Annotated in this window: 13 protein-coding genes, 1 tRNA gene and 3 rRNA genes (1 of these 17 only partly in view); 13 read left to right on the forward strand and 4 right to left on the reverse strand. The window is 60.0% G+C overall.

What is annotated here, in order from left to right; all coding sequences use genetic code 11:
• The 11 genes from I6L34_RS11490 to I6L34_RS11540 form a co-directional block, all read left to right on the forward strand.
• Positions 1-1,981 (forward strand): 23S ribosomal RNA (locus I6L34_RS11490); it begins 909 nt to the left of the window's first position.
• A 109-nt stretch (positions 1,982-2,090) separates the two neighbouring features.
• A 5S ribosomal RNA gene (rrf, locus tag I6L34_RS11495) occupies positions 2,091-2,205 on the forward strand.
• Positions 2,206-2,251: 46 nt separating this feature from the next.
• Positions 2,252-2,327, forward strand: a tRNA-Thr gene (locus I6L34_RS11500).
• A gap of 27 nt (positions 2,328-2,354) precedes the next feature.
• Positions 2,355-2,469 (forward strand): 5S ribosomal RNA (gene rrf, locus I6L34_RS11505).
• A 165-nt stretch (positions 2,470-2,634) separates the two neighbouring features.
• Entirely contained in the window at positions 2,635-3,600 is a 966-nt protein-coding gene (gene ebgR, locus I6L34_RS11510; protein ID WP_058056272.1) for a transcriptional regulator EbgR, read from the forward strand.
• 321 nt (positions 3,601-3,921) lie between these two features.
• The gene (gene ebgA, locus I6L34_RS11515) at positions 3,922-6,996 is read left to right on the forward strand and encodes a beta-galactosidase subunit alpha (protein WP_216954728.1); all 3,075 of its coding nucleotides are present in this window, start codon (positions 3,922-3,924) and stop codon (positions 6,994-6,996) included.
• On the forward strand, positions 6,993-7,448 hold the full coding sequence (locus tag I6L34_RS11520; protein WP_216954729.1) for a beta-galactosidase subunit beta: 456 nt from the start codon (positions 6,993-6,995) through the stop codon (positions 7,446-7,448). The genes ebgA and I6L34_RS11520 overlap by 4 nt, the downstream gene beginning before the upstream one ends.
• 103 nt (positions 7,449-7,551) lie before the next feature.
• Positions 7,552-8,997: an amino acid permease gene (locus I6L34_RS11525; protein WP_216954730.1), complete on the forward strand. Its 1,446-nt coding sequence runs from the start codon at positions 7,552-7,554 to the stop codon at positions 8,995-8,997.
• Positions 8,998-9,073: 76 nt separating this feature from the next.
• Entirely contained in the window at positions 9,074-9,412 is a 339-nt protein-coding gene (locus I6L34_RS11530; protein WP_005342042.1) for a tRNA-binding protein, read from the forward strand.
• A gap of 166 nt (positions 9,413-9,578) precedes the next feature.
• Positions 9,579-11,024 (forward strand): amino acid permease, encoded by a 1,446-nt coding sequence (locus I6L34_RS11535; RefSeq protein ID WP_216954731.1) that lies wholly within the window; start codon positions 9,579-9,581, stop codon positions 11,022-11,024.
• Positions 11,025-11,319: 295 nt separating this feature from the next.
• On the forward strand, positions 11,320-12,270 hold the full coding sequence (locus I6L34_RS11540) for a bile acid:sodium symporter family protein (protein WP_016349038.1): 951 nt from the start codon (positions 11,320-11,322) through the stop codon (positions 12,268-12,270).
• A 79-nt stretch (positions 12,271-12,349) separates the two neighbouring features.
• On the opposite strand, the gene ovoA is transcribed toward I6L34_RS11540, so the two are convergent.
• A complete protein-coding gene (ovoA, locus tag I6L34_RS11545; protein WP_216954732.1) occupies positions 12,350-14,500 on the reverse strand; it encodes a 5-histidylcysteine sulfoxide synthase in 2,151 nt (716 codons plus the stop codon).
• Positions 14,501-14,866: 366 nt separating this feature from the next.
• Here ovoA and I6L34_RS11550 point away from each other — a divergent pair, with 366 nt between their 5' ends.
• Positions 14,867-15,589: a head GIN domain-containing protein gene (locus I6L34_RS11550; protein WP_216954733.1), complete on the forward strand. Its 723-nt coding sequence runs from the start codon at positions 14,867-14,869 to the stop codon at positions 15,587-15,589.
• A 50-nt stretch (positions 15,590-15,639) separates the two neighbouring features.
• On the opposite strand, the gene fghA is transcribed toward I6L34_RS11550, so the two are convergent.
• Both fghA and I6L34_RS11560 read right to left on the reverse strand, forming a co-directional pair.
• Positions 15,640-16,476 carry an S-formylglutathione hydrolase gene (gene fghA / locus I6L34_RS11555; RefSeq protein ID WP_216954734.1) on the reverse strand — a complete coding sequence of 279 codons (837 nt, stop codon included), beginning with the start codon at positions 16,474-16,476 and terminating at the stop codon, positions 15,640-15,642.
• 48 nt (positions 16,477-16,524) lie between these two features.
• Positions 16,525-17,652 (reverse strand): S-(hydroxymethyl)glutathione dehydrogenase/class III alcohol dehydrogenase, encoded by a 1,128-nt coding sequence (locus I6L34_RS11560; RefSeq protein WP_042072602.1) that lies wholly within the window; start codon positions 17,650-17,652, stop codon positions 16,525-16,527.
• A gap of 120 nt (positions 17,653-17,772) precedes the next feature.
• Here I6L34_RS11560 and I6L34_RS11565 point away from each other — a divergent pair, with 120 nt between their 5' ends.
• Positions 17,773-18,678 (forward strand): LysR substrate-binding domain-containing protein, encoded by a 906-nt coding sequence (locus I6L34_RS11565; protein ID WP_216954735.1) that lies wholly within the window; start codon positions 17,773-17,775, stop codon positions 18,676-18,678.
• Between the two features lie 120 nt (positions 18,679-18,798).
• On the opposite strand, the gene I6L34_RS11570 is transcribed toward I6L34_RS11565, so the two are convergent.
• On the reverse strand, positions 18,799-19,662 hold the full coding sequence (locus I6L34_RS11570) for a YicC/YloC family endoribonuclease (protein WP_005356103.1): 864 nt from the start codon (positions 19,660-19,662) through the stop codon (positions 18,799-18,801).
• Positions 19,663-19,682: the final 20 nt, after the last annotated feature.

The raw sequence follows: 19,682 nt of genomic DNA on the forward strand, positions 1-19,682 counted from the left end.
CCAGTAAGTAATATCCGGGAGACACACGGCGGGTGCTAACGTCCGTCGTGAAGAGGGAAACAACCCAGACCGCCGGCTAAGGTCCCAAAGTTCTGGTTAAGTGGGAAACGATGTGGGAAGGCTCAGACAGCTAGGATGTTGGCTTAGAAGCAGCCATCATTTAAAGAAAGCGTAATAGCTCACTAGTCGAGTCGGCCTGCGCGGAAGATGTAACGGGGCTCAAACCAGGCACCGAAGCCGCGGATTCACACTTATGTGTGAGTGGTAGGGGAGCGTTCTGTAAGTCTGCGAAGGTGTATCGAGAGGTATGCTGGAGATATCAGAAGTGCGAATGCTGACGTAAGTAACGATAAAGGGGGTGAAAAGCCTCCTCGCCGGAAGACCAAGGGTTCCTGTCCAACGTTAATCGGGGCAGGGTGAGTCGACCCCTAAGGCGAGGCCGAAAGGCGTAGTCGATGGGAAGCAGGTTAATATTCCTGCACGACTTGTAATTGCGATGGGGGGACGGAGAAGGCTAGGTGGGCCAGGCGACGGTTGTCCTGGTGAAAGTGCGTAGGTGGTGTTTCCAGGCAAATCCGGAGACACAACACTGAGACACGAGACGAACACACTACGGTGTGGAAGCCATTGATGCCCTGCTTCCAGGAAAAGCCTCTAAGCTTCAGATTACAAGTCATCGTACCCCAAACCGACACAGGTGGTCGGGTAGAGAATACCAAGGCGCTTGAGAGAACTCGGGTGAAGGAACTAGGCAAAATAGAACCGTAACTTCGGGAGAAGGTTCGCTCCTGACAGTGAAGTCCCTTGCGGATGGAGCAGTTGGGAGTCGCAGTGACCAGATGGCTGGGACTGTTTATCAAAAACACAGCACTCTGCAAACACGAAAGTGGACGTATAGGGTGTGACACCTGCCCGGTGCCGGAAGGTTAATTGATGGGGTTAGCGCAAGCGAAGCTCTTGATCGAAGCCCCGGTAAACGGCGGCCGTAACTATAACGGTCCTAAGGTAGCGAAATTCCTTGTCGGGTAAGTTCCGACCTGCACGAATGGTGTAACCATGGCCATGCTGTCTCCACCCGAGACTCAGTGAAATCGAATTCGCCGTGAAGATGCGGTGTACCCGCGGCTAGACGGAAAGACCCCGTGAACCTTTACTACAGCTTGGCACTGAACATTGAACCTACATGTGTAGGATAGGTGGGAGGCTTTGAAGGCGTGACGCCAGTTGCGCTGGAGCCGTCCTTGAAATACCACCCTTGTATGTTTGATGTTCTAACGCAGGGCCCTGAATCGGGCTCGCGGACAGTGCCTGGTGGGTAGTTTGACTGGGGCGGTCTCCTCCCAAAGAGTAACGGAGGAGCACGAAGGTTGGCTAATCCTGGTCGGACATCAGGAGGTTAGTGCAATGGCATAAGCCAGCTTAACTGCGAGACGGACAGGTCGAGCAGGTACGAAAGTAGGTCATAGTGATCCGGTGGTTCTGAATGGAAGGGCCATCGCTCAACGGATAAAAGGTACTCCGGGGATAACAGGCTGATACCGCCCAAGAGTTCATATCGACGGCGGTGTTTGGCACCTCGATGTCGGCTCATCACATCCTGGGGCTGAAGTCGGTCCCAAGGGTATGGCTGTTCGCCATTTAAAGTGGTACGCGAGCTGGGTTCAGAACGTCGTGAGACAGTTCGGTCCCTATCTGCCGTGGGCGTTGGATGATTGAAGGGAGTTGCTCCTAGTACGAGAGGACCGGAGTGAACGAACCTCTGGTGTTCGGGTTGTCACGCCAGTGGCACTGCCCGGTAGCTAAGTTCGGAATCGATAACCGCTGAAAGCATCTAAGCGGGAAGCGAGCCCTGAGATGAGTCATCCCTGACCCCTTGAGGGTCCTAAAGGGCCGTTGGAGACCACAACGTTGATAGGTGGGGTGTGTAAGCGCAGTGATGTGTTGAGCTAACCCATACTAATTACCCGTGAGGCTTAACCATACAACACCCAAGAAGTGTTCTAAGGCTTGTAACAGATACCAAGCGAACTACTAATTCAGTGATAATGACCTAGTCGTTATTCACGTCAGCTTTCTAGATTAAGAATTTGCCTGGCGGCCATAGCGCCGTGGAACCACCTGATCCCATGCCGAACTCAGAAGTGAAACGCGGTAGCGCCGATGGTAGTGTGGCATTCGCCATGCGAGAGTAGGACACTGCCAGGCACCCAATTTCAAGATTACGCCCAGCGTGGTCTTTACCGGTTAGTGTGCTGATATGGCTCAGTCGGTAGAGCGCATCCTTGGTAAGGATGAGGTCCCCAGTTCGATTCTGGGTATCAGCACCATTTTCAAGTTAGTTTTAAAAGCTTTTGCCTGACGGCAATAGCGCCGTGGAACCACCTGATCCCATGCCGAACTCAGAAGTGAAACGCGGTAGCGCCGATGGTAGTGTGGCATTCGCCATGCGAGAGTAGGACACTGTCAGGCACCTATTTAGAAGAGGCCTCCCATTCGGGAGGCCTTTTTGCATTTCTGCGTTTAAAAAATCGGCCCTGCTATCGGCATTTTAGTAAAAATGCTGGGCTATCAAGGGATTGCCCGTTACTCTTTAGCCGTTGCCGATTAACACGTGATGCTGCCAGCGAGGTATTGATGGCTACGTTGAAGGAAATTGCACAGGAGGCGGGGGTTTCTCTCGCCACGGTATCCCGGGTACTGAACGAGGATCCCAGCCTGAGCGTCAAGGAAGAGACCAAGCAGCGGATCTTCGAGATTGCCGAACGGCTGGAGTACAAGACCAGCAGCGCCCGCAAGGGGGTACACAAGAGCAAGCTGCACTTTCTGGTGGTCTATGCCTATCCCCAGAGTACCGAGGTCAACGACCCTTACTATCTCGCCATCCGTTATGGTATCGAGACCCAGAGTGCCCGCCTCAATATCGAGCTGACCCATCTCTACAACTGTGGTGAAGGGCGCGAACTGAGCGCCGTGGATGGCATTCTGGTGGTCGGCACCCTCACAGCCGAGCGCCTAGCCCAACTCAGGGCTTGTTCCAGCCAGCTGGTGTTTGTCGACTGCCGTTCACAGGGAGAGTTTGACTCGGTCGATGTGGATCTCGCCCTGATCAGCCAGCAAGTGGTTGATTACTTCATCGCGCAGGGGCATCAGCGCATCGGTTATATCGGTGGCCAGGATGAGAATCCGGATCTGCGTGAATTGGCCTTCCGCGATTATGGCCAGCGGCTGGGGGTGGTGCAGGAGAGCGATCTCTATCGTGGGGACTTCTCCAGCGCTTCCGGCTACCAGTTGGCGAAGGAGATGCTGGCAGGGGATTGGCCCAAGGCGCTGTTCGTTGCCTCCGACTCCATCGCCATTGGCGTGCTGCGTGCCATTCATGAGAAGGGACTGGCGATTCCCCAGCAAATTGAGCTTATCAGCGTCAACGATATTCCAACCGCCAAGTTCACCTTCCCGCCGCTCTCTACAGTGCGGATCCACTCCGAGTTGATGGGCTCCCAGGGAGTCAATCTGTTGGTCGAACGGCTGCGTGACGAGCGTGATATTCCACTTCGGGTGCTGGTGCCGAGCAAGTTGACCCTGCGTGGCACTACTCGCTGATTTTAGTAAAACATTCTGCTTTTTAGTCGCGCCATCTTGCGGTGGTGCGACACCTCTCCCAAGCAAACCTCTTTCCCATATCATCCAGTAACTTCATATCATATTGTTTTATAGTTGATTTTATTGCTAATCAGCCAACTGTTATCAACATCCATGCCACTCATCCATATCTTGCCCTCCTTTATCTCCCGCTTCTGATCTCGCTCACAAAACCATCTGTTCATTGTGATCAGGTTAAAACTTTACCAATCCAAAGCTGATATTTAGTAAATGTTTATCTAGAGTTTACCCAGTTAACGTTGCCTTGTTCCGGGAGGACATGTGAATAACTGGGAAAACGTCCAATTCGTTGGTGAAAACAGGCTGGCCCCGCGCGCCTACTTCTTCTCTTATGCCGACCACGCGCTGGCGGCCACCATGCAGCGCGAGCTGAGCCGCCGTTTTCTGAGCCTTAGCGGCCAGTGGCAGTTCCACTACTTCGACCACCCCCTGCAGGTGCCGGAGGCCTTCTATCACAGCCCCATGAGCGAGTGGGGCCAGATCACCGTGCCCAACATGTGGCAGATGGAAGGACATGGTCAGCTGCAGTACACCGACGAGGGTTTTCCCTTCCCCATTGACGTGCCCTTCGTGCCGACCAACAACCCCACCGGTGCCTATCAGCGCAGCTTCACGCTGAGCCCGGCCTGGGACGGCGAGCAGGTAATCATCAAGTTTGACGGGGTGGAGACCTACTTCGAGGTCTATGTGAACGGCTACTACGTCGGTTTCAGCAAGGGCAGCCGTCTCACCGCCGAGTTCGATATCAGTGCCTACGCCAACATTGGCGAGAACCTGCTGTCAGTGCGGGTGATGCAGTGGGCTGACTCCACCTATATCGAAGATCAGGACATGTGGTGGATGGCGGGGATCTTCCGCGACGTCTATCTGGTGGGCAAACCGGCCGCCCATGTGCAGGACTTCTTCATCCGCACCGTGCTGGCCGATGACAATCAAAGTGCCACCCTGAGCTGCGATATCCAGCTGGAAAATCTGGGGGCGGCAGCCCGTGATCACCGTCTGGTCTGGTCGCTGCTGGATCAGGGCCGCGAGATCGCCAGCGGCTCCCTCGACCATCTCGCCATCGATGGCAAGTGTGACTGCCGCTTCATGCTGGATCTGGCCACCCCCCATCTGTGGAGCGCCGAAGACCCTTACCTCTATCAGCTGCAACTCTCCCTCTACAACGGTCAGGGTGAGCTGCTGGAAGTGATCCCGCAGCGGGTCGGGGTGCGTGAAATCAAGGTCAAGGATGGCCTCTTCTACGTCAACGGCCACTACCTCAAGCTGCACGGGGTGAACCGCCACGACAACGACCACCTCAAGAGCCGCGCGGTCGGCATGGATCGGGTGGAGCGCGATATCGTGCTGATGAAGCAGCACAACCTCAACTCGGTGCGCACCGCCCACTACCCGAATGACCCGCGCTTCTATGAGCTGTGCGACCAGTACGGCCTGTTCGTGATGGCGGAGACCGACGTGGAGACCCACGGTTTTGCCAACGTCGGCGATCTCAGCCGCATCACCGACGATCCCTTCTGGGAGCCGGTGTTCGTGGATCGCATCGAGCGCCACGTGCACGCCCAGAAGAATCACCCCTCCATCATCATCTGGTCGCTCGGCAACGAGTCCGGCTACGGCTGCAACATCAGAGCCATGTACCAGCGCTGCAAGGCGATCGACCCGACCCGGCTGGTGCACTACGAAGAGGATCGCGATGCCGAGGTGGTGGATGTGGTGAGTACCATGTATTCCCGCGTCTCCCAGATGAACTGCTTCGGCGAGTTCCCGATGGAGAAGCCGCGTATCCTCTGCGAATACGCCCACGCCATGGGCAACGGCCCGGGTGGCCTGAGCGAATACCAGCAGGTGTTCGACCGCCATCCCCACATTCAGGGTCACTACATCTGGGAGTGGTGCGATCACGGCATTCTGGATCAGGACGAGCAGGGCCGCCCGGTCTACAAATACGGCGGCGACTATGGCGACTACCCCAACAACTACAACTTCTGCATGGATGGCCTCATCTATCCGGATCAGACCCCGGGGCCTGGCCTGCGTGAATACAAGCAGGTGATCTGCCCGGTCAAGGTGCGGGCACTGGATCTGGCGAGCGGCAAGCTGGCGGTGGAAAACCGCTACTGGTTCTCCACTCTCGACGATATCCGCCTGCTGGTCGAAGTGAAGGCCGAGGGCGAGCTGCTGGCCAGCCAGCAAATCCGGTTGGAAGGGGTTGCTCCCGGAGCCACCACTGAGCTGCAACTCGAGCTGCCATCCCTCGATGGGCGGGAAACCTTCGTCCAGCTGCGGGTCATCAAGGCCACTGCCACCCGTTACAGCGCGGCGGAGCACGAGCTGGGCCAGTACCAATTCCAGCTGAAGGCATCGACTCGCCAGTTGCAGCCCTTTGCCAACCCCAACGCCACTCCGTTGCAGATTGCCGATGAGCGCCTCGCGCTGACCTTGAGCGGCAGCGGCTTTGCCCTGAGTTTCTCGCGCCTCGACGGCAAGCTGGTGAGCTGGCAGCAGGATGGTATCGAGCTGATTGAGCGCTCGCCGCGCCTCACCTTCTTCAAGCCGATGATCGACAACCACAAGCAGGAGTACGAGAGCCTGTGGCACCCGAACCACCTGCAGATCATGCAGGAGCACTTCCGCACTCTGAGCTGGCGTCAGCTGAGTGAGGCGGTCGAGGTGACGGTGGAGAGCCTGATCGCGCCGCCGGTGTTCGACTTCGGTATGCGCTGCCGCTACGTCTACACCCTGAGCCCGAACGGTCAGCTGCATGTAGCGCTGTCCGGTCAGCCCTACGGCGGTTATGACGACATCATCCCCAAGATCGGCTTCGAGCTGGGCATTCGTCAGGATCTCGACCGGGTGCACTACTACGGCATGGGGCCGGGCGAAAACTATCAGGACAGTCGCCAGAGCAACTGGATCGACAGCTTCCTGAGCACAGTCAGCGAGATGTGGGAGCACTACCCCTTCCCGCAGGACAACGGCAACCGCCAGCAGGTGCGTTGGGCGACCCTGACCAACCGTCACGGCGCCGGTCTCTACGTGCGGCCCGATGCCCCCATCAACCTGAGCGTCTGGCCCTACAGCTGGGAGCATATCCACGCGGCGCAGCACATCAACGAGCTGGAGCTCTGCGGTTATCTCACCCTCAATCTGGATCACAAGGTACTGGGGCTGGGTTCCAACTCCTGGGGCTCCGAGGTGCTGGACTCCTGGCGGGTGCGCTTCGAGCCGTTCAGCTTCGGCCTGACCCTGCTGCCCATCGCCCGTGGCAACCTCAATCCGGCTGCGCTGGCCGGGCTCGATCTCACCATCAACGGCGGGAGGAACCTCGCATGATCACCCTGGACAACCTGACCCTGTTCAAAAACATCTACCGGGAGGGCAAGAAGTGGGGCCGCTGCGTGGAGGCCATCAACAACCTGCCGAACCTCAAGCCCGGCATCTGCCACTCCATCGGGGACTCCCTCACCTACCGCTTGCAGGAGGGGGCCAGCCCGGCCACCTCACTGTTCGAGGGGCAGCGCCGCTACTTCGACGTTCACTACTACCTGGAAGGGGAAGAGACGGTGGAGTGGGCAGCCAAGAGCGAGCTGCGGGTCGAGCAGGCTTACGACGACACCACAGACCGCGAGTGGCTGGCCGGCGAGGTGCGCGAGCGCCAGAAAGTCGGCAACGGTCAGGTGGTGATCTTCGAGAACGACGAGGCTTACCGGTTCACAGGCGACAGCCCGGTGCGCAAGGTGATCATCAAGGTCACCGTCGAAGGCGGCTACTTCAAGAACAAATAACAAGCCGCCGGTTCTGCACTGATAAAAGCCGGAAGGGCGGGGCTCACCCTACAAATCATGCCCCGCCCTTTCGCTGAGATAACTACAGGTCTGGAGATGCACCATGTCTGATTCCAAACGCAATACGATAGGCAAGTTTGGTCTGCTGTCGCTCACCTTCGCGGCGGTATTCAGCTTCAACAACGTCATCAACAACAACATCGAGATCGGTCTGGCCTCGGCCCCGATGTTCTTTCTGGCCACCATTTTCTACTTCATTCCGTTTTGCCTGATCATTGCGGAATTTGTGTCACTGAATAAGAACTCCGAAGCGGGGGTGTATGCCTGGGTGAAGAGCTCCCTCGGCGGTCGCTGGGCCTTTATCTCCGCCTACACCTACTGGTTCGTGAACCTCTTCTTCTTCACCTCGCTGCTGCCGCGGGTTATCGCCTACGCCTCCTATGCCTTTCTCGGCTACGAGTACATTCTCACTCCGGTGGCGACCACGGCATTGAGCATGGTGCTGTTTGCCTTTGCCACCTACGTCTCCACCAACGGCGCCAAGATGCTCGGCCCCATCACCTCGGTGACCTCGTCCCTGATGCTGCTGCTGACCCTCTCCTACATTCTGCTGGCGGGTGCGGCACTGGTGGGCGGCGTGCAACCGGCTGACCCCATCACGGTAGAGGCCATGGTCCCCGATTTCAGCTGGGCCTTCCTCGGCATCACCACCTGGATCTTTATGGCAGCCGGTGGCGCCGAGTCGGTGGCGGTCTACGTCAATGACGTGAAAGGTGGCTCCAAGTCCTTCGTGAAGGTGATCATCGTCGCCGGGATCTTTATCGGGGTGCTCTACTCCATTGCATCGCTGTTGATCAACGTGTTCGTCCACAGCGACACCCTGAAATATACCGGCGGTTCGGTGCAGGTGTTCGAGGGGCTGGCAGCCTACTTCGGCCTGCCGGAGATCCTGATGAACCGCTTCGTCGGGCTGGTCTCCTTCACCGCCATGTTCGGTTCCCTGCTGATGTGGACGGCGACCCCGGTGAAGATCTTCTTCTCCGAGATCCCGGCCGGCATCTTCGGCAAGAAAACCGTCGAGCTGAACGAGAACGGCGTGCCCGCCCGTGCAGCCTGGCTCCAGTACCTCATCGTGCTGCCGCTGATGGTGATCCCGACTCTGGGCTCCAACACCGCGCAGGATCTGATGAACACCGTCATCAACATGACCGCTGCCGCCTCCATGTTGCCGCCGCTGTTCATCATGCTGGCCTACCTCAATCTGCGTCTGAAGCTCGACCACCTGCCGCGGGATTTCAGAATGGGGTCGCGCACCACCGGCATCGCCGTGGTCTCGGTGCTGATCGCCATCTTCTCGGTGGGCTTCCTCGCCTCCACCTTCCCGACCGGCGCCGACATCATGACCATCATCTTCTACAACGTCGGCGGGATCGTGATTTTCCTCGGCTTCGCCTGGTGGAAATACAACAGATACGAGGCCTCCCTCAGTGCCGAAGCGCGTGCCAAAGAGGCCCAGCCGACAGCGCAGGTTGCCATGCAGACGCCATAGGCACGGCATTGAATCCCAATCAAACCGGGTGGCCGTTGGCCACCCGCAAACCGTTGAACCAGAAAAGGAAAAGAGAATGAGCGAGACGATCGAGTTTGCCGAATTCAAGCGGGTCGAGATGAAGGTGGGCAAGGTACTGGAGGTGGTGCGTCACCCCGGGGCCGACAAACTCTACATCGTCCAGATCGACGTGGGTGGCGAGCGGCCGCTGCAGACCGTCACCAGTCTGGTGCCTTACTACAGCGAAGAGGAGCTGATGGGCAGCGAGGTGGTGGTGCTGACCAACCTCAAGCCCACCAAGATGCGCGGTGAGCGATCCGAGTGCATGTTGCTGTGCGCCGAGACCCCGGACGAGAGCCAGAGCGTGCTGTTGCAACCGCGGGTGCCGATGGCGCCGGGCACTCCGATCGTCTGAATGGTATTGCGAGCCGGTGCGGGAGACGGTACCGGTTCAGCAACGAGGCCGTGCACGCGGCCCGATCATAACAAGAGAGTAAAGCGCGGGGCCGACAGACCCTTGCCGAACACATCACAGAGTCACTGCGCTCCCCGCCGGGAGCGCGAGTCCACTGGAGGACACCATGTCTGAATCCGTACGCGGCACCATAGGCAAGTTTGCCCTGTTGTCGATGACCTTTGCCGCCGTGTTCAACGTGCGCAACATCGTCAACAACAACATCGAGCTGGGGCTCAGCTCTGCCCCCATCTTCCTGCTGGCGACCATCGTCTACTTCATTCCGTTCGTCTTCATCATCGCCGAGTTCGTCTCGGCCAATAAAAACTCCGAGTCGGGGATGTACGACTGGCTTAAAAAGCCGCTCGGCACCCGGATGGCCTATCTGGGTTCGTTTCTCTACTGGTTCGTGAACCTGTTCTGGTTCGTCTCCCTGCTGCCCAACGTCATCGCCTACGCCTCCTATGCCATGCTGGGCTATGAGTACAGCTTCTCGCCCATGGTCACCTCGATCATCTCCATCGTGCTGTTTGCGGCGGCGACCCACATCTCCACCAAGGGTGCGAGCTGGCTCGGCAAGATTGCGGAGATCGTGGCCTACGGGGTATTTGCCCTGTTCGCCATCTATGTGCTGGGCGCCCTGATGGCCCTGAGTGGCGATCATGTGCCGGCCCAGCCCATCACGCTGGAGGCGATGACTCCCACCGTCAACTGGGCGACGCTGGGCATCATGTGCTGGATCTTCCAGGCGGCGGGTGGTGCCGAGACGGCGGCGGCCTACCTCAATGACGTGAAGGGCGGCCAGAAGTCCTTCATCAAGGTGATCATCAGTGCGGGTATCGTCATCGGTGCCATGTATGCGGTCGGTTCCCTGCTGGTGAACGTGTTCGTGCCGCGCGAGAGCCTCACCTATGCCGGCGGCATGGTGGAGATCTTCACCGGCATGGCGCAGTATTTCGGGCTTTCCGAGGCGCTGGTGGGCCGCTTCGTCGGCGTGGTGCTGTTTATCGCCATGTTCGGCTCCATGATGATGTGGACCTCGGCGCCGGTGAAGATCCACTTCTCCGAGATCCCGCAGGGGGTTTACGGCGAGAAGACCACCCAGCTCAACGAGCACGGCGTGCCGGTGCGCGCCGCCTGGTGGCAGTTTGTCTTCGTGTTCGCGATGCTGGTGGTCAACGGCTTCGGCTCCGAGTCGGTGCAGCAGATGATGAACACTGCCATCAACCTCACCGCCGGTACCGCCATGCTGCCGCCGATCTTCATCATGGTTGCCTACTTCGTGTTCCGCTGGAAACATGACGACACCCCCCGCGACTTCCGCATGGGATCGCGCAAGTTCGGGATGAGCGTGGTGTCGGTGCTGATCGCCATCTTCGTGGTGAGCATGAGCGCCTCCGCCTTCCCGGCCGGGGTGGATCTGGTGCGTGCCTTCTTCATCAACGTCTTTATGACCGCGGTCTTCTCGGCGCTGGCCTACTGGTGGATCTCCCGCTTCGAGAAGCGGCAGGCCCGCAAGCTCGCCGGTAATGAGAAGAAAAGCGGCAGCGGCAAGCTGGCCAGCCAGCGCTGATCGGCTGGGTGAAAAAGCAGAACGGGCGGCCTTGGTCGCCCGTTTTTTTATCCATTTTTAGCCGTTTGGGAGCTGTCAGGGCCGGTTTATCGTCAACTTTTGCTACTCGATATAGCGAAGGCGTTAAGCATTGATGAACAATTATTCGCCGCTCAACTTTGCGCCTCTCCGTTATCGGGGTAAGCTGGAGGTTCGCTTTAGCGGGAGGTGCCAGACATCTCCCGCTCTGTTTCTTGTCCTCCCCAATCCTGACTGTCGCCACGGCTGCAGGATGCCCTTCTGATGGAGACCTTTCGTGCGTCTGGATCCCTTTACTGTTGTGCTGATTGCGGTGGTCACTCTGGCCTCCCTCTTTCCCTGCGAGGGGCAGGTAGCCGTCTGGTTCGGTCTGCTGACCAAGCTGGCGGTGGCGCTCCTGTTCTTCATGCATGGCGCCAAGCTGTCGCGCCAGAACCTGCTGGCAGGCCTCGGCCACTGGCGGCTCCATCTGGTGGTGATGCTCAGCACCTTCGTGCTGTTTCCGCTGCTCGGGCTGCTGCTCACGCCGCTGGTACCGGGCTGGCTGAGCCCGGCCATCTACCTCGGCTTCCTCTATCTCTGCGCCCTGCCTGCCACCGTGCAGTCGGCCATCGCCTTTACCTCGATGGCGGGGGGCAATGTGTCGGCGGCGGTGTGCAGCGCCTCGGCCTCCAGCATCCTCGGTATCTTTCTCTCGCCGGTGCTGGTGGGGATGATGATCCACGTGCAGGGGGAGGGGATCGACACCTGGCACTCCATCCAGTCCATCATGATGCAGCTGATGCTGCCGTTCGTGGTCGGCCACCTGTCGCGTCCGCTCATCGGTCGCTGGGTCGACAGCCACCGTCCGCTCATCGGCAAGCTGGATCAGAGCTCCATTCTGCTGGTGGTCTACGTCGCCTTCAGCGAAGCGGTGGTGCAGGGGATTTGGCACCAAGTAGGTTGGTACGATCTGGCCAGTATCGTGCTGCTGAGCTGCGTCTTGCTGGCGCTGGTGCTCTGCTGGAACGTCTGGATCAGCCGCCGCCTCGGCTTCGACAAGGCGGACGAGATCACCATCGTTTTCTGCGGCTCGAAAAAGAGTCTGGCCAACGGGGTGCCGATGGCCAACGTCATGTTCCCCGCCGCTAGCGTCGGTGTCATGGTCTTGCCGCTGATGATCTTCCACCAGATCCAGCTGATGGTCTGCGCCGTACTGGCGCGCCGCTATCACGAGCAGGGGCATTGATACTCGCGCCGTTTTGATTGCCATAACAAGAGGGAGGCCCGTTGGCCTCCCTCTTCTCATCTGCATGTCGACCGGCGGATTAGCGTTTGCGCCAGACAGTCAGCTGCGCCACCGTGTGCTGGTATTTACGGGCGGTCTCGCGGATGACGAAAGGCACATCCCGCGGCGGGCAGTGCTCCTCGAACTCCGCCGCCAGCAGCCGTTGCAGCGCCTGATAGGTGGTGAGCGCCTCGCCGTTTTCGCGAATGCCGCCGAGCCAGTTGGCGGGCGGGGTATATTCCGCCAGCCAGGTATAGGGGCTGGTGAGCACCAGCAGGCCACCGCTGCGCAGCCGGGGAGCTATGTCCCGCAGGAAGCGGGCGGGCTCCCGCAACCGATCGATCAGGTTGGAGGCGAGCACCAGATCGTAGTGGTCATATTTGGGCTTGAGGTTGCAGGCATCCCCCTGACTGAAGTGGATGCGCTCAGCCTGACTCGCCCCCAGCCCGTGGCTCGACAGGCGCGCCTCGCAATACTCCACTAGTTCACCCTCCAGCGGAATGGCGTAGCGGAAGCTGTCCTGACTGGCGAGGGCCAGCGCCACATCGATGAAGCGGGCTGAGTAGTCCACCCCGTCCACATGCTGGAAGTGGCGGGCCAGTTCGAAGCTGGCACGGCCGGTAGCGCAGCCGATATCCAGCGCCCGCTGGTGGTTGCTGCAGAGCTCGCCAGCAAGATCAGCAAGCGTCTTGGCGTAGTTGGCGACCCCGAAGTGGCTCGGGCCGTACTGGAAGTCGAGGTACTGAGCGACCAGCGTGTCGGTTTCATAAGGATTCACGATAACGGGTTCCTGATAACGGGAGACCAGATAGCGGAAACCCGCATGCTGGAAGAAGTGACGCCGGAAGGCGTAACGGGATGATTTGAGCGCTTCGTTGCCCGTGCTGATCCAGCTGCCGCCCTTGATCAGGGTGTGCTTGCCATCAAAGGTGGGGGTAGAGAAGTCGTCGTAGAGCGGGTGGATTTTAAAGCCGTCGAAGCCATCGATGGCGGTGCTGGTCCACTGCCAGACATTGCCCACCAGATCGAAGAACTCCCCTTGCGGGCAGGCATCCACCGGGCAGGAGGAGGCAAAACGGGCCAGATTGATATTGCCGGGGGCCTGTGTCCAGTCCGGCTGATCGCCGGGTAGCTGCTCGCGCAGCAGCATCCATTCTGCCTCGCTCGGCAGCTGGATGGGGAGTCCGGTCTGGGCCGCCTTCCAGCGGCAGAAGGCGGCCGCCTCCAGCTGGTTTACCTCCACCGGCCAGTCCCAGGGCATGGCGACCTGCTCGGTCATCAGCCGCAACTGCAATTGCCCGGGCTCGGCAGGATTACCCACCCAGAAGGTGGGCATCTGCGCCCTGGCGTACTGGCACCAGCCCCATCCCTCCTCATCCCACCACTGTTGCTGGCCGTAGCCGCCCGCCTGGACGAAGGCGAGGTACTCGGCATTGCTCACCAGCATGCGGCTGGCCTGAAACGGGGCCAGCTCGATATGGCGCTCGCCATATTCGTTGTCCCAGCCGTAGGTGGCGTCCTGCTTGCCAAGGCGCACCTTGCCGCCTGCCACCGGCAGCAGACTGTTGGCGGGCACCTGATCAATGCGGTGGCGGGTTTCGGTACAGGCGGGCCAATAAGGCTGCGGTCGCACCCAGGCGAGCGGCAACTGGCGGATCAACACGCTGGAGGTCTCGAGGTGGATGCGCTCGTGCTCTATCCCCATCAGGATCACCCAGGCCGGGCTTTGCCAGTCGATGGGCAGGGTGAGCGGCATCTGGCGAATGAAATCGCACACCAGCGAACGGACTTTGGCCCGATAGCTGCGCAGCTCGCTGACCTTGGGCCAGTCGTAGTGGGTCTCGTCCAGATCGTCCCAGCTCATCTCGTCCACCCCGATGGCGACCATGGCCTCGATGCGGGCATCCAGCCGCTGGTCGATCAGGCGTGCCGCCAGCAGCTTGTTGATAAAGAAGGCGGCGGTGTGGCCGTAGTAGAAGATGAGCGGGTGGCGCAGCGGGATCGCCTTGTTGAACCAGGCCCGCTCATCGGCCAGACAGTCGAACAGCGAGTCGTAGAGATCGAAGGTCTGGCAGAAGTAGGCGAGCAGCTCGCGCCGTTTCTGCTCGGGATCGCTGCCGGTCAGCAGCGGGGTGCGAGTCGGTTCCGGCAGACCGGTGGCGGTGGCATAGAGAGGGCTTGCTTGGGTCACGCTCTGGCTCCTTGTTGGCAGTGAAGACTGACAAGACAGTGGTAATGACATTACCGCAATGGAGAGCTTGGTACGCACGAAGTACCACTATTGGCTCAACAGACCGGCAGGGCAATTAAAAACTTCCACGGGCTGTCAGCATAGTGACCGGCAGGACGACCCGCCAATCAGCCACGATCATATCCGTTCGAGAATGGTTATTTTCACCAAAATATGGTCTAAATGGCTCTCTAAATTCTTCACTCTGTTCTGGGTGAAATAGTTATTTCCTTTTGAATCATCATGTTAATTTTTGGCTCACGCTTTGCAGAGCATGAAAACCAATTGGCCCTGGATGGCCAACACATAAAAAGGAGGAGAGTAGCGATGAAATGGATGATGGTTGTCATGTTGATGGTTGGGCTCAGTGGGTGTCACTGGCTGGATCAGACCAGAGTGACCGGCGCGGGGGCTGTGGTCGAGCGCCAGCAGGCGCTTGGTGACGGGGTGACCCGGGTGCTGGCGGGGGTGCCTGCCACCCTCCATCTGGTTGCGGGGGAGCCGCGCGGTATCCTGATCAAGGGGCAGGAGAACCTGCTGCCCTATCTGGTGCTGACCGAGAGCGGTGACAAGCTGGAGATCGAGGTGAAGGAGGGTTACCGGCTCGAGCCTACCGAGCCGCTGGAGCTGACCATCACCTTGCCTGTGCTGAACGAACTGGCATTGGCCGGGACCGGCAACGGCGATCTGAGCGGTTTCAAGGGGGATGAGCTGGTGCTATCGGTGGCCGGTACCGGTGACATCGTCGCCAGTCAGCTGGAGCTGAAACGGCTGGAAGGGAATATCGCAGGCACCGGCAGTCTGGAGCTGGGCAGCGGTTCGGCACAGGCCATCGAGCTGAACATTGCCGGATCTGGTGATGTGCTCGGGAGCGAGATGCGCGGCAACGAGGTAGAGGTCAATATCGCCGGCAGCGGTGATGTGGCGGTGCGGGCGCAGGAGACGCTGAAAGTCGGCATCGCCGGTTCAGGCAACATCGCCTACTGGGGCGATCCCAAGGTAGAGCAGCAGATCGCAGGCTCCGGCGGCGTGACCCGAGCGGGCAGCTGATATCAACCGATCACCACAACTGAAACAGGCCCGCAACGGGCCTGTGTTGATCAGAGGTGGCGGGCGTGAAATCGCAGGTGCGCCTCGATAAAGCTCGCCACGAAGTAGTAGCTGTGGTCATAGCCCTCGTGGCGGTTGAGCTCCAGCGGCCACTCCTTGCTGGCGGCCACTTCGGCCAGCGCATCGATATGCAGTTGCTCGGCGAGGAAGGGATCGTCCAGCCCCACATCCACCAGGGTGGGCAGCGGCGTGACCGGCTGGTGGCGCAGCAGCTGGCAGGCATCCCACTCCTGCCACAACAGCGGATTGCTGCCGAGGTAGGCGCCGAGCGCCTTCTGGCCCCAGGGGCAGCGGCTCGGGTGACAGATCGGGCTGAACGCCGAGACCGAGCGGTAGCGACCCGGCTCCCGCAACGCGGCGATCAGCGCCCCGTGACCCCCCATGGAGTGGCCGCTGATGGCGCGGCGGGTCGAGACCGGGAAGTGGGTCTCTATCACATCGGGCAGCTCGCGGGTGACGTAGTCATACATCTGGTAGTGCGCCTGCCAGGGGCTCTGGCTGGCATTGACGTAAAAGCCTGCGCCCATGCCGAGGTCATAACCGGGATCGTCTGCCACGCCGTCGCCGCGGGGGCTGGTATCCGGCGCTACCAGGGCGATGCCGAGCTCGGCGGCGATGCGGTGTGCCCCCGCCTTCTGCATGAAGTTCTCATCGGTGCAGGTGAGGCCGCTGAGCCAGTAGAGCACCGGTACCTTCTGGCCGGTGAGGGCCTGAGGCGGCAGATAGATGGCAAAATTCATCTCGCAGCCGAGCACGCTGGCGTGGTGGCGATAGCGCTTGTGCCAGCCGCCGAAGCTCTTGTTGCTGCTGATAATCTCCAGATTCATCGAAGGACTCCTGCACCCCGCCCACGAAGGTGGGCGGGGCGATCATGCTCAGTAGTGGATGACGGTGCGGATGCTCTTGCCTTCGTGCATCAGATCGAACGCCTCGTTGATCTGCTCAAGCGGCATGGTGTGGGTGATGAAGTCGTCCAGCTTGAACTCACCCTGCATGTAGCGCTGCACATAGCTCGGCAGCTCGCTGCGACCGCGCACGCCGCCGAAGGCGCTGCCGCGCCAGACCCGGCCGGTGACCAGCTGGAACGGACGGGTGCTGATCTCCTGGCCCGCACCGGCCACGCCGATAATGACGGATTCGCCCCAGCCCTTGTGGCAGCACTCCAGCGCCGCGCGCATCACCTTGACGTTGCCGATGCACTCGAAGGAGAAGTCGACGCCGCCATCGGTCAGCTCGACGATCACCTCCTGAATCGGTTTGTCGTAATCGTTAGGGTTGATGCAGTCGGTGGCGCCCAGCTTGCGGGCCAGCTCGAACTTGCTCTCGTTGATATCGATGGCGATGATGCGACCGGCCTTGGCCAGACGGGCACCGATCACTGCCGAGAGGCCGATGCCGCCCAGCCCGAAGATGGCGACGCTCTCACCCTCTTTCACCTTGGCGGTGTTCATCACGGCGCCGATGCCGGTGGTGACGCCGCAACCGAGCAGGCACACCTCCTCCAGCGGGGCGGCAGGGTCCACCTTGGCGATGGAGATCTCCGGCAGTACCGTGTATTCGCTGAAGGTGGAGGTGCCCATGTAGTGATAGATGGGCTGGCCATCTTTCGAGAAGCGAGTGGTGCCGTCCGGCATCAGCCCCTTGCCCTGGGTGGCGCGGATCTTCTGGCAGAGGTTGGTCTTGCCGGATTTGCAGAACTTGCACTCGCCGCACTCGGGGGTGTAGAGCGGGATCACGTGATCGCCGACTTTGACGCTGGTGACCCCTTCGCCCACCGATTCGACGATGCCGCCTCCCTCGTGGCCGAGAATACAGGGGAAGACCCCTTCCGGATCCTCACCGGAGAGGGTGAAGGCATCGGTGTGGCAGACGCCGGTCGCGACGATGCGCACCCGCACCTCGCCCGCTTGCGGTGGCATGACTTCCACTTCTTCGATGGAGAGGGGCTGACCCGGGCCCCAGGCGATGGCGGCCTTACACTTGATGCTTTGAACCTGTGCCATGAATGACATCCTTCTTGTTGAGCAGGGTGAACAGAGATGAGTTCGGACAGTCAGTGTAGTTTCCCGCCGATTTGGTGATAATGAGGGCAAATCTCAAATCACTTTTACACATAGGTAATAATGTTCGGCTGGGAAGGGATCTGTGAATTTGTCAGCGTGGCGGAGCAGGGGGGCTTTACTCCGGCGGCACGCAAGCTGGGAGTATCGGTGGCGCAAGTGAGCCGTCAGGTGGCGCAGCTGGAGGACAGGCTGCAGGCCAAGCTGCTGCTGCGCACCACCCGTCAGGTGCGGCTCACCGAGCTTGGCGAGATCTACTATCGCCACTGTCGTCAGCTGCTCGACAACCTCTACGAGGCGGAGCTGGCGGTAGGGCGCCATCAGGCGGTACCGCAAGGGTCGCTGCGCATCACGGCCCCCGTCTCCTACGGCGAGAGCCGCATCGCCCCGCTGGTGAATGACTTCATGGTGCGCTTCCCCCAGCTGGAGGTGACCCTCAACCTCACCAACCAGCTGCTGGATCTGGTGCATGAAGGCTACGATCTGGCGCTGCGGCTAGGTCATCTCAAGGATTCGACGCTGGTGGCGCGCAAGCTGGCGCAGCGGGTGCCCTATGTTTGCGCCTCACCGGCTTACACCGCTCGCCACGGCATGCCCAACAGCCTCTCCGAGCTGACCCGCCACACCTGTCTGGTGGGCAACAGCGACGAGTGGCACTTCACCCTGGATGGCCGCCCTCACAGCGTGCGGGTGCGCGGCCTGTTCCAGTGCAACAGTGGCCATGCCCTGCTGGATGCGGCGCTCAAGGGGATCGGCATCATCCAGCTGCCGGACTACTACGTGAGCGACCATCTGGCCCGAGGCGAATTGATCGAGCTGCTGCCCGAACTGCGGGCCCCGGCGGAGGGGATCTGGGCTCTCTATCCCCATAACCGCCACCTCTCCCCCAAGGTGCGGCTGCTGGTGGACTATCTGGCCGAGCGGCTGAGCGACCCTCACCAACCAGCACTGGTGATGCCGATAGGCTAGGGCTCTCCCCAGCCGTTGACTCACCGGCGGCGGGCGACAGGTGCGATGGCCTGAAAATAAAAGAGCCCTTGAGGAATCAAGGGCTCTTTTGCAGGTAACAACCGGATAGTCAGCGACCCATCATTCGATGTTCTGGATTTGCTCGCGCATCTGCTCGATGAGGACTTTCAGCTCGACGGCGGACTGGGTCACTTCGGCGTTGATCGACTTTGAACCAAGCGTGTTCGACTCGCGGTTGAACTCCTGCATCATAAAGTCGAGACGACGGCCGCAGGCGCCACCCTTCTTCATGATCTTGTTGGTCTCGCTGATGTGCATCTCCAGACGATCCAGCTCTTCGGCCACGTCGATCTTCTGGGCCAGCAGCACGATCTCCTGCTCGATGCGGGCCGGATCCAGCTCGACCTTGGCTTCGGCCAGACGGTCGGTGAGCTTCTGGCGCTGCCACTCGATGATCTGTGGCAGGTGTTCGCGCACCTTCTTCACTTCCACCTGAATACCGGCCAGACGCTGCTCGATCAGCGCCTTGAGGTTGGCCCCTTCGCTGGCGCGGGAGGCGAGGAAATCTTCCATTGTCTGGTCAAAACCGCCGAGCAGCTCGGTGGCGACCGCGTCCATATCCTGCTCGGCGGCGGCCATGACGCCCGGCCAACGCAGTACGTCGACCGGATTGAGTTGGCCCTGACCCGCCTCTTTCATTACCCAGCTGGCGCTGTCGATGATGAGCTTGGCCAGCTCTTCATTGATGTGCAGCTGGCTGGCGGCGGCCTGAGCAGCCTCGAAACGCAGGTTGCACTCCACCTTGCCGCGCTGCAGTTTGGCGCGGAAACGCTCACGCAGTACCGGTTCCAGGCTGCGCAGTTGCTCCGGCAGGCGAATGTAGGTTTCCAGATAGCGCTGGTTGACCGAACGAATTTCCCAAACGGCTGTGCCCCAGTCGCCCTTGAATTCCTTGCGGGCGTAGGCGGTCATGCTGTGAATCATTGATTGTTCCGGGCTTGATG

This window comes from Aeromonas sp. FDAARGOS 1404 (genome assembly GCF_019047085.1).
Classification (GTDB): Bacteria; Pseudomonadota; Gammaproteobacteria; order Enterobacterales; family Aeromonadaceae; genus Aeromonas; species Aeromonas veronii.

Coding starts and splice junctions, on each gene's coding strand:
- ebgR (WP_058056272.1), top strand. CDS start 2,635: ATGGCTACGTTGAAGGAAATTGCACAGGAGGCGGGGGTTTCTCTCGCC.
- I6L34_RS11520 (WP_216954729.1), top strand. CDS start 6,993: ATGATCACCCTGGACAACCTGACCCTGTTCAAAAACATCTACCGGGAG.
- I6L34_RS11525 (WP_216954730.1), top strand. CDS start 7,552: ATGTCTGATTCCAAACGCAATACGATAGGCAAGTTTGGTCTGCTGTCG.
- I6L34_RS11530 (WP_005342042.1), top strand. CDS start 9,074: ATGAGCGAGACGATCGAGTTTGCCGAATTCAAGCGGGTCGAGATGAAG.
- I6L34_RS11535 (WP_216954731.1), top strand. CDS start 9,579: ATGTCTGAATCCGTACGCGGCACCATAGGCAAGTTTGCCCTGTTGTCG.
- I6L34_RS11550 (WP_216954733.1), top strand. CDS start 14,867: ATGAAATGGATGATGGTTGTCATGTTGATGGTTGGGCTCAGTGGGTGT.
- fghA (WP_216954734.1), bottom strand. CDS start 16,476: ATGAATCTGGAGATTATCAGCAGCAACAAGAGCTTCGGCGGCTGGCAC.
- I6L34_RS11560 (WP_042072602.1), bottom strand. CDS start 17,652: ATGGCACAGGTTCAAAGCATCAAGTGTAAGGCCGCCATCGCCTGGGGC.
- I6L34_RS11565 (WP_216954735.1), top strand. CDS start 17,773: ATGTTCGGCTGGGAAGGGATCTGTGAATTTGTCAGCGTGGCGGAGCAG.
- I6L34_RS11570 (WP_005356103.1), bottom strand. CDS start 19,662: ATGATTCACAGCATGACCGCCTACGCCCGCAAGGAATTCAAGGGCGAC.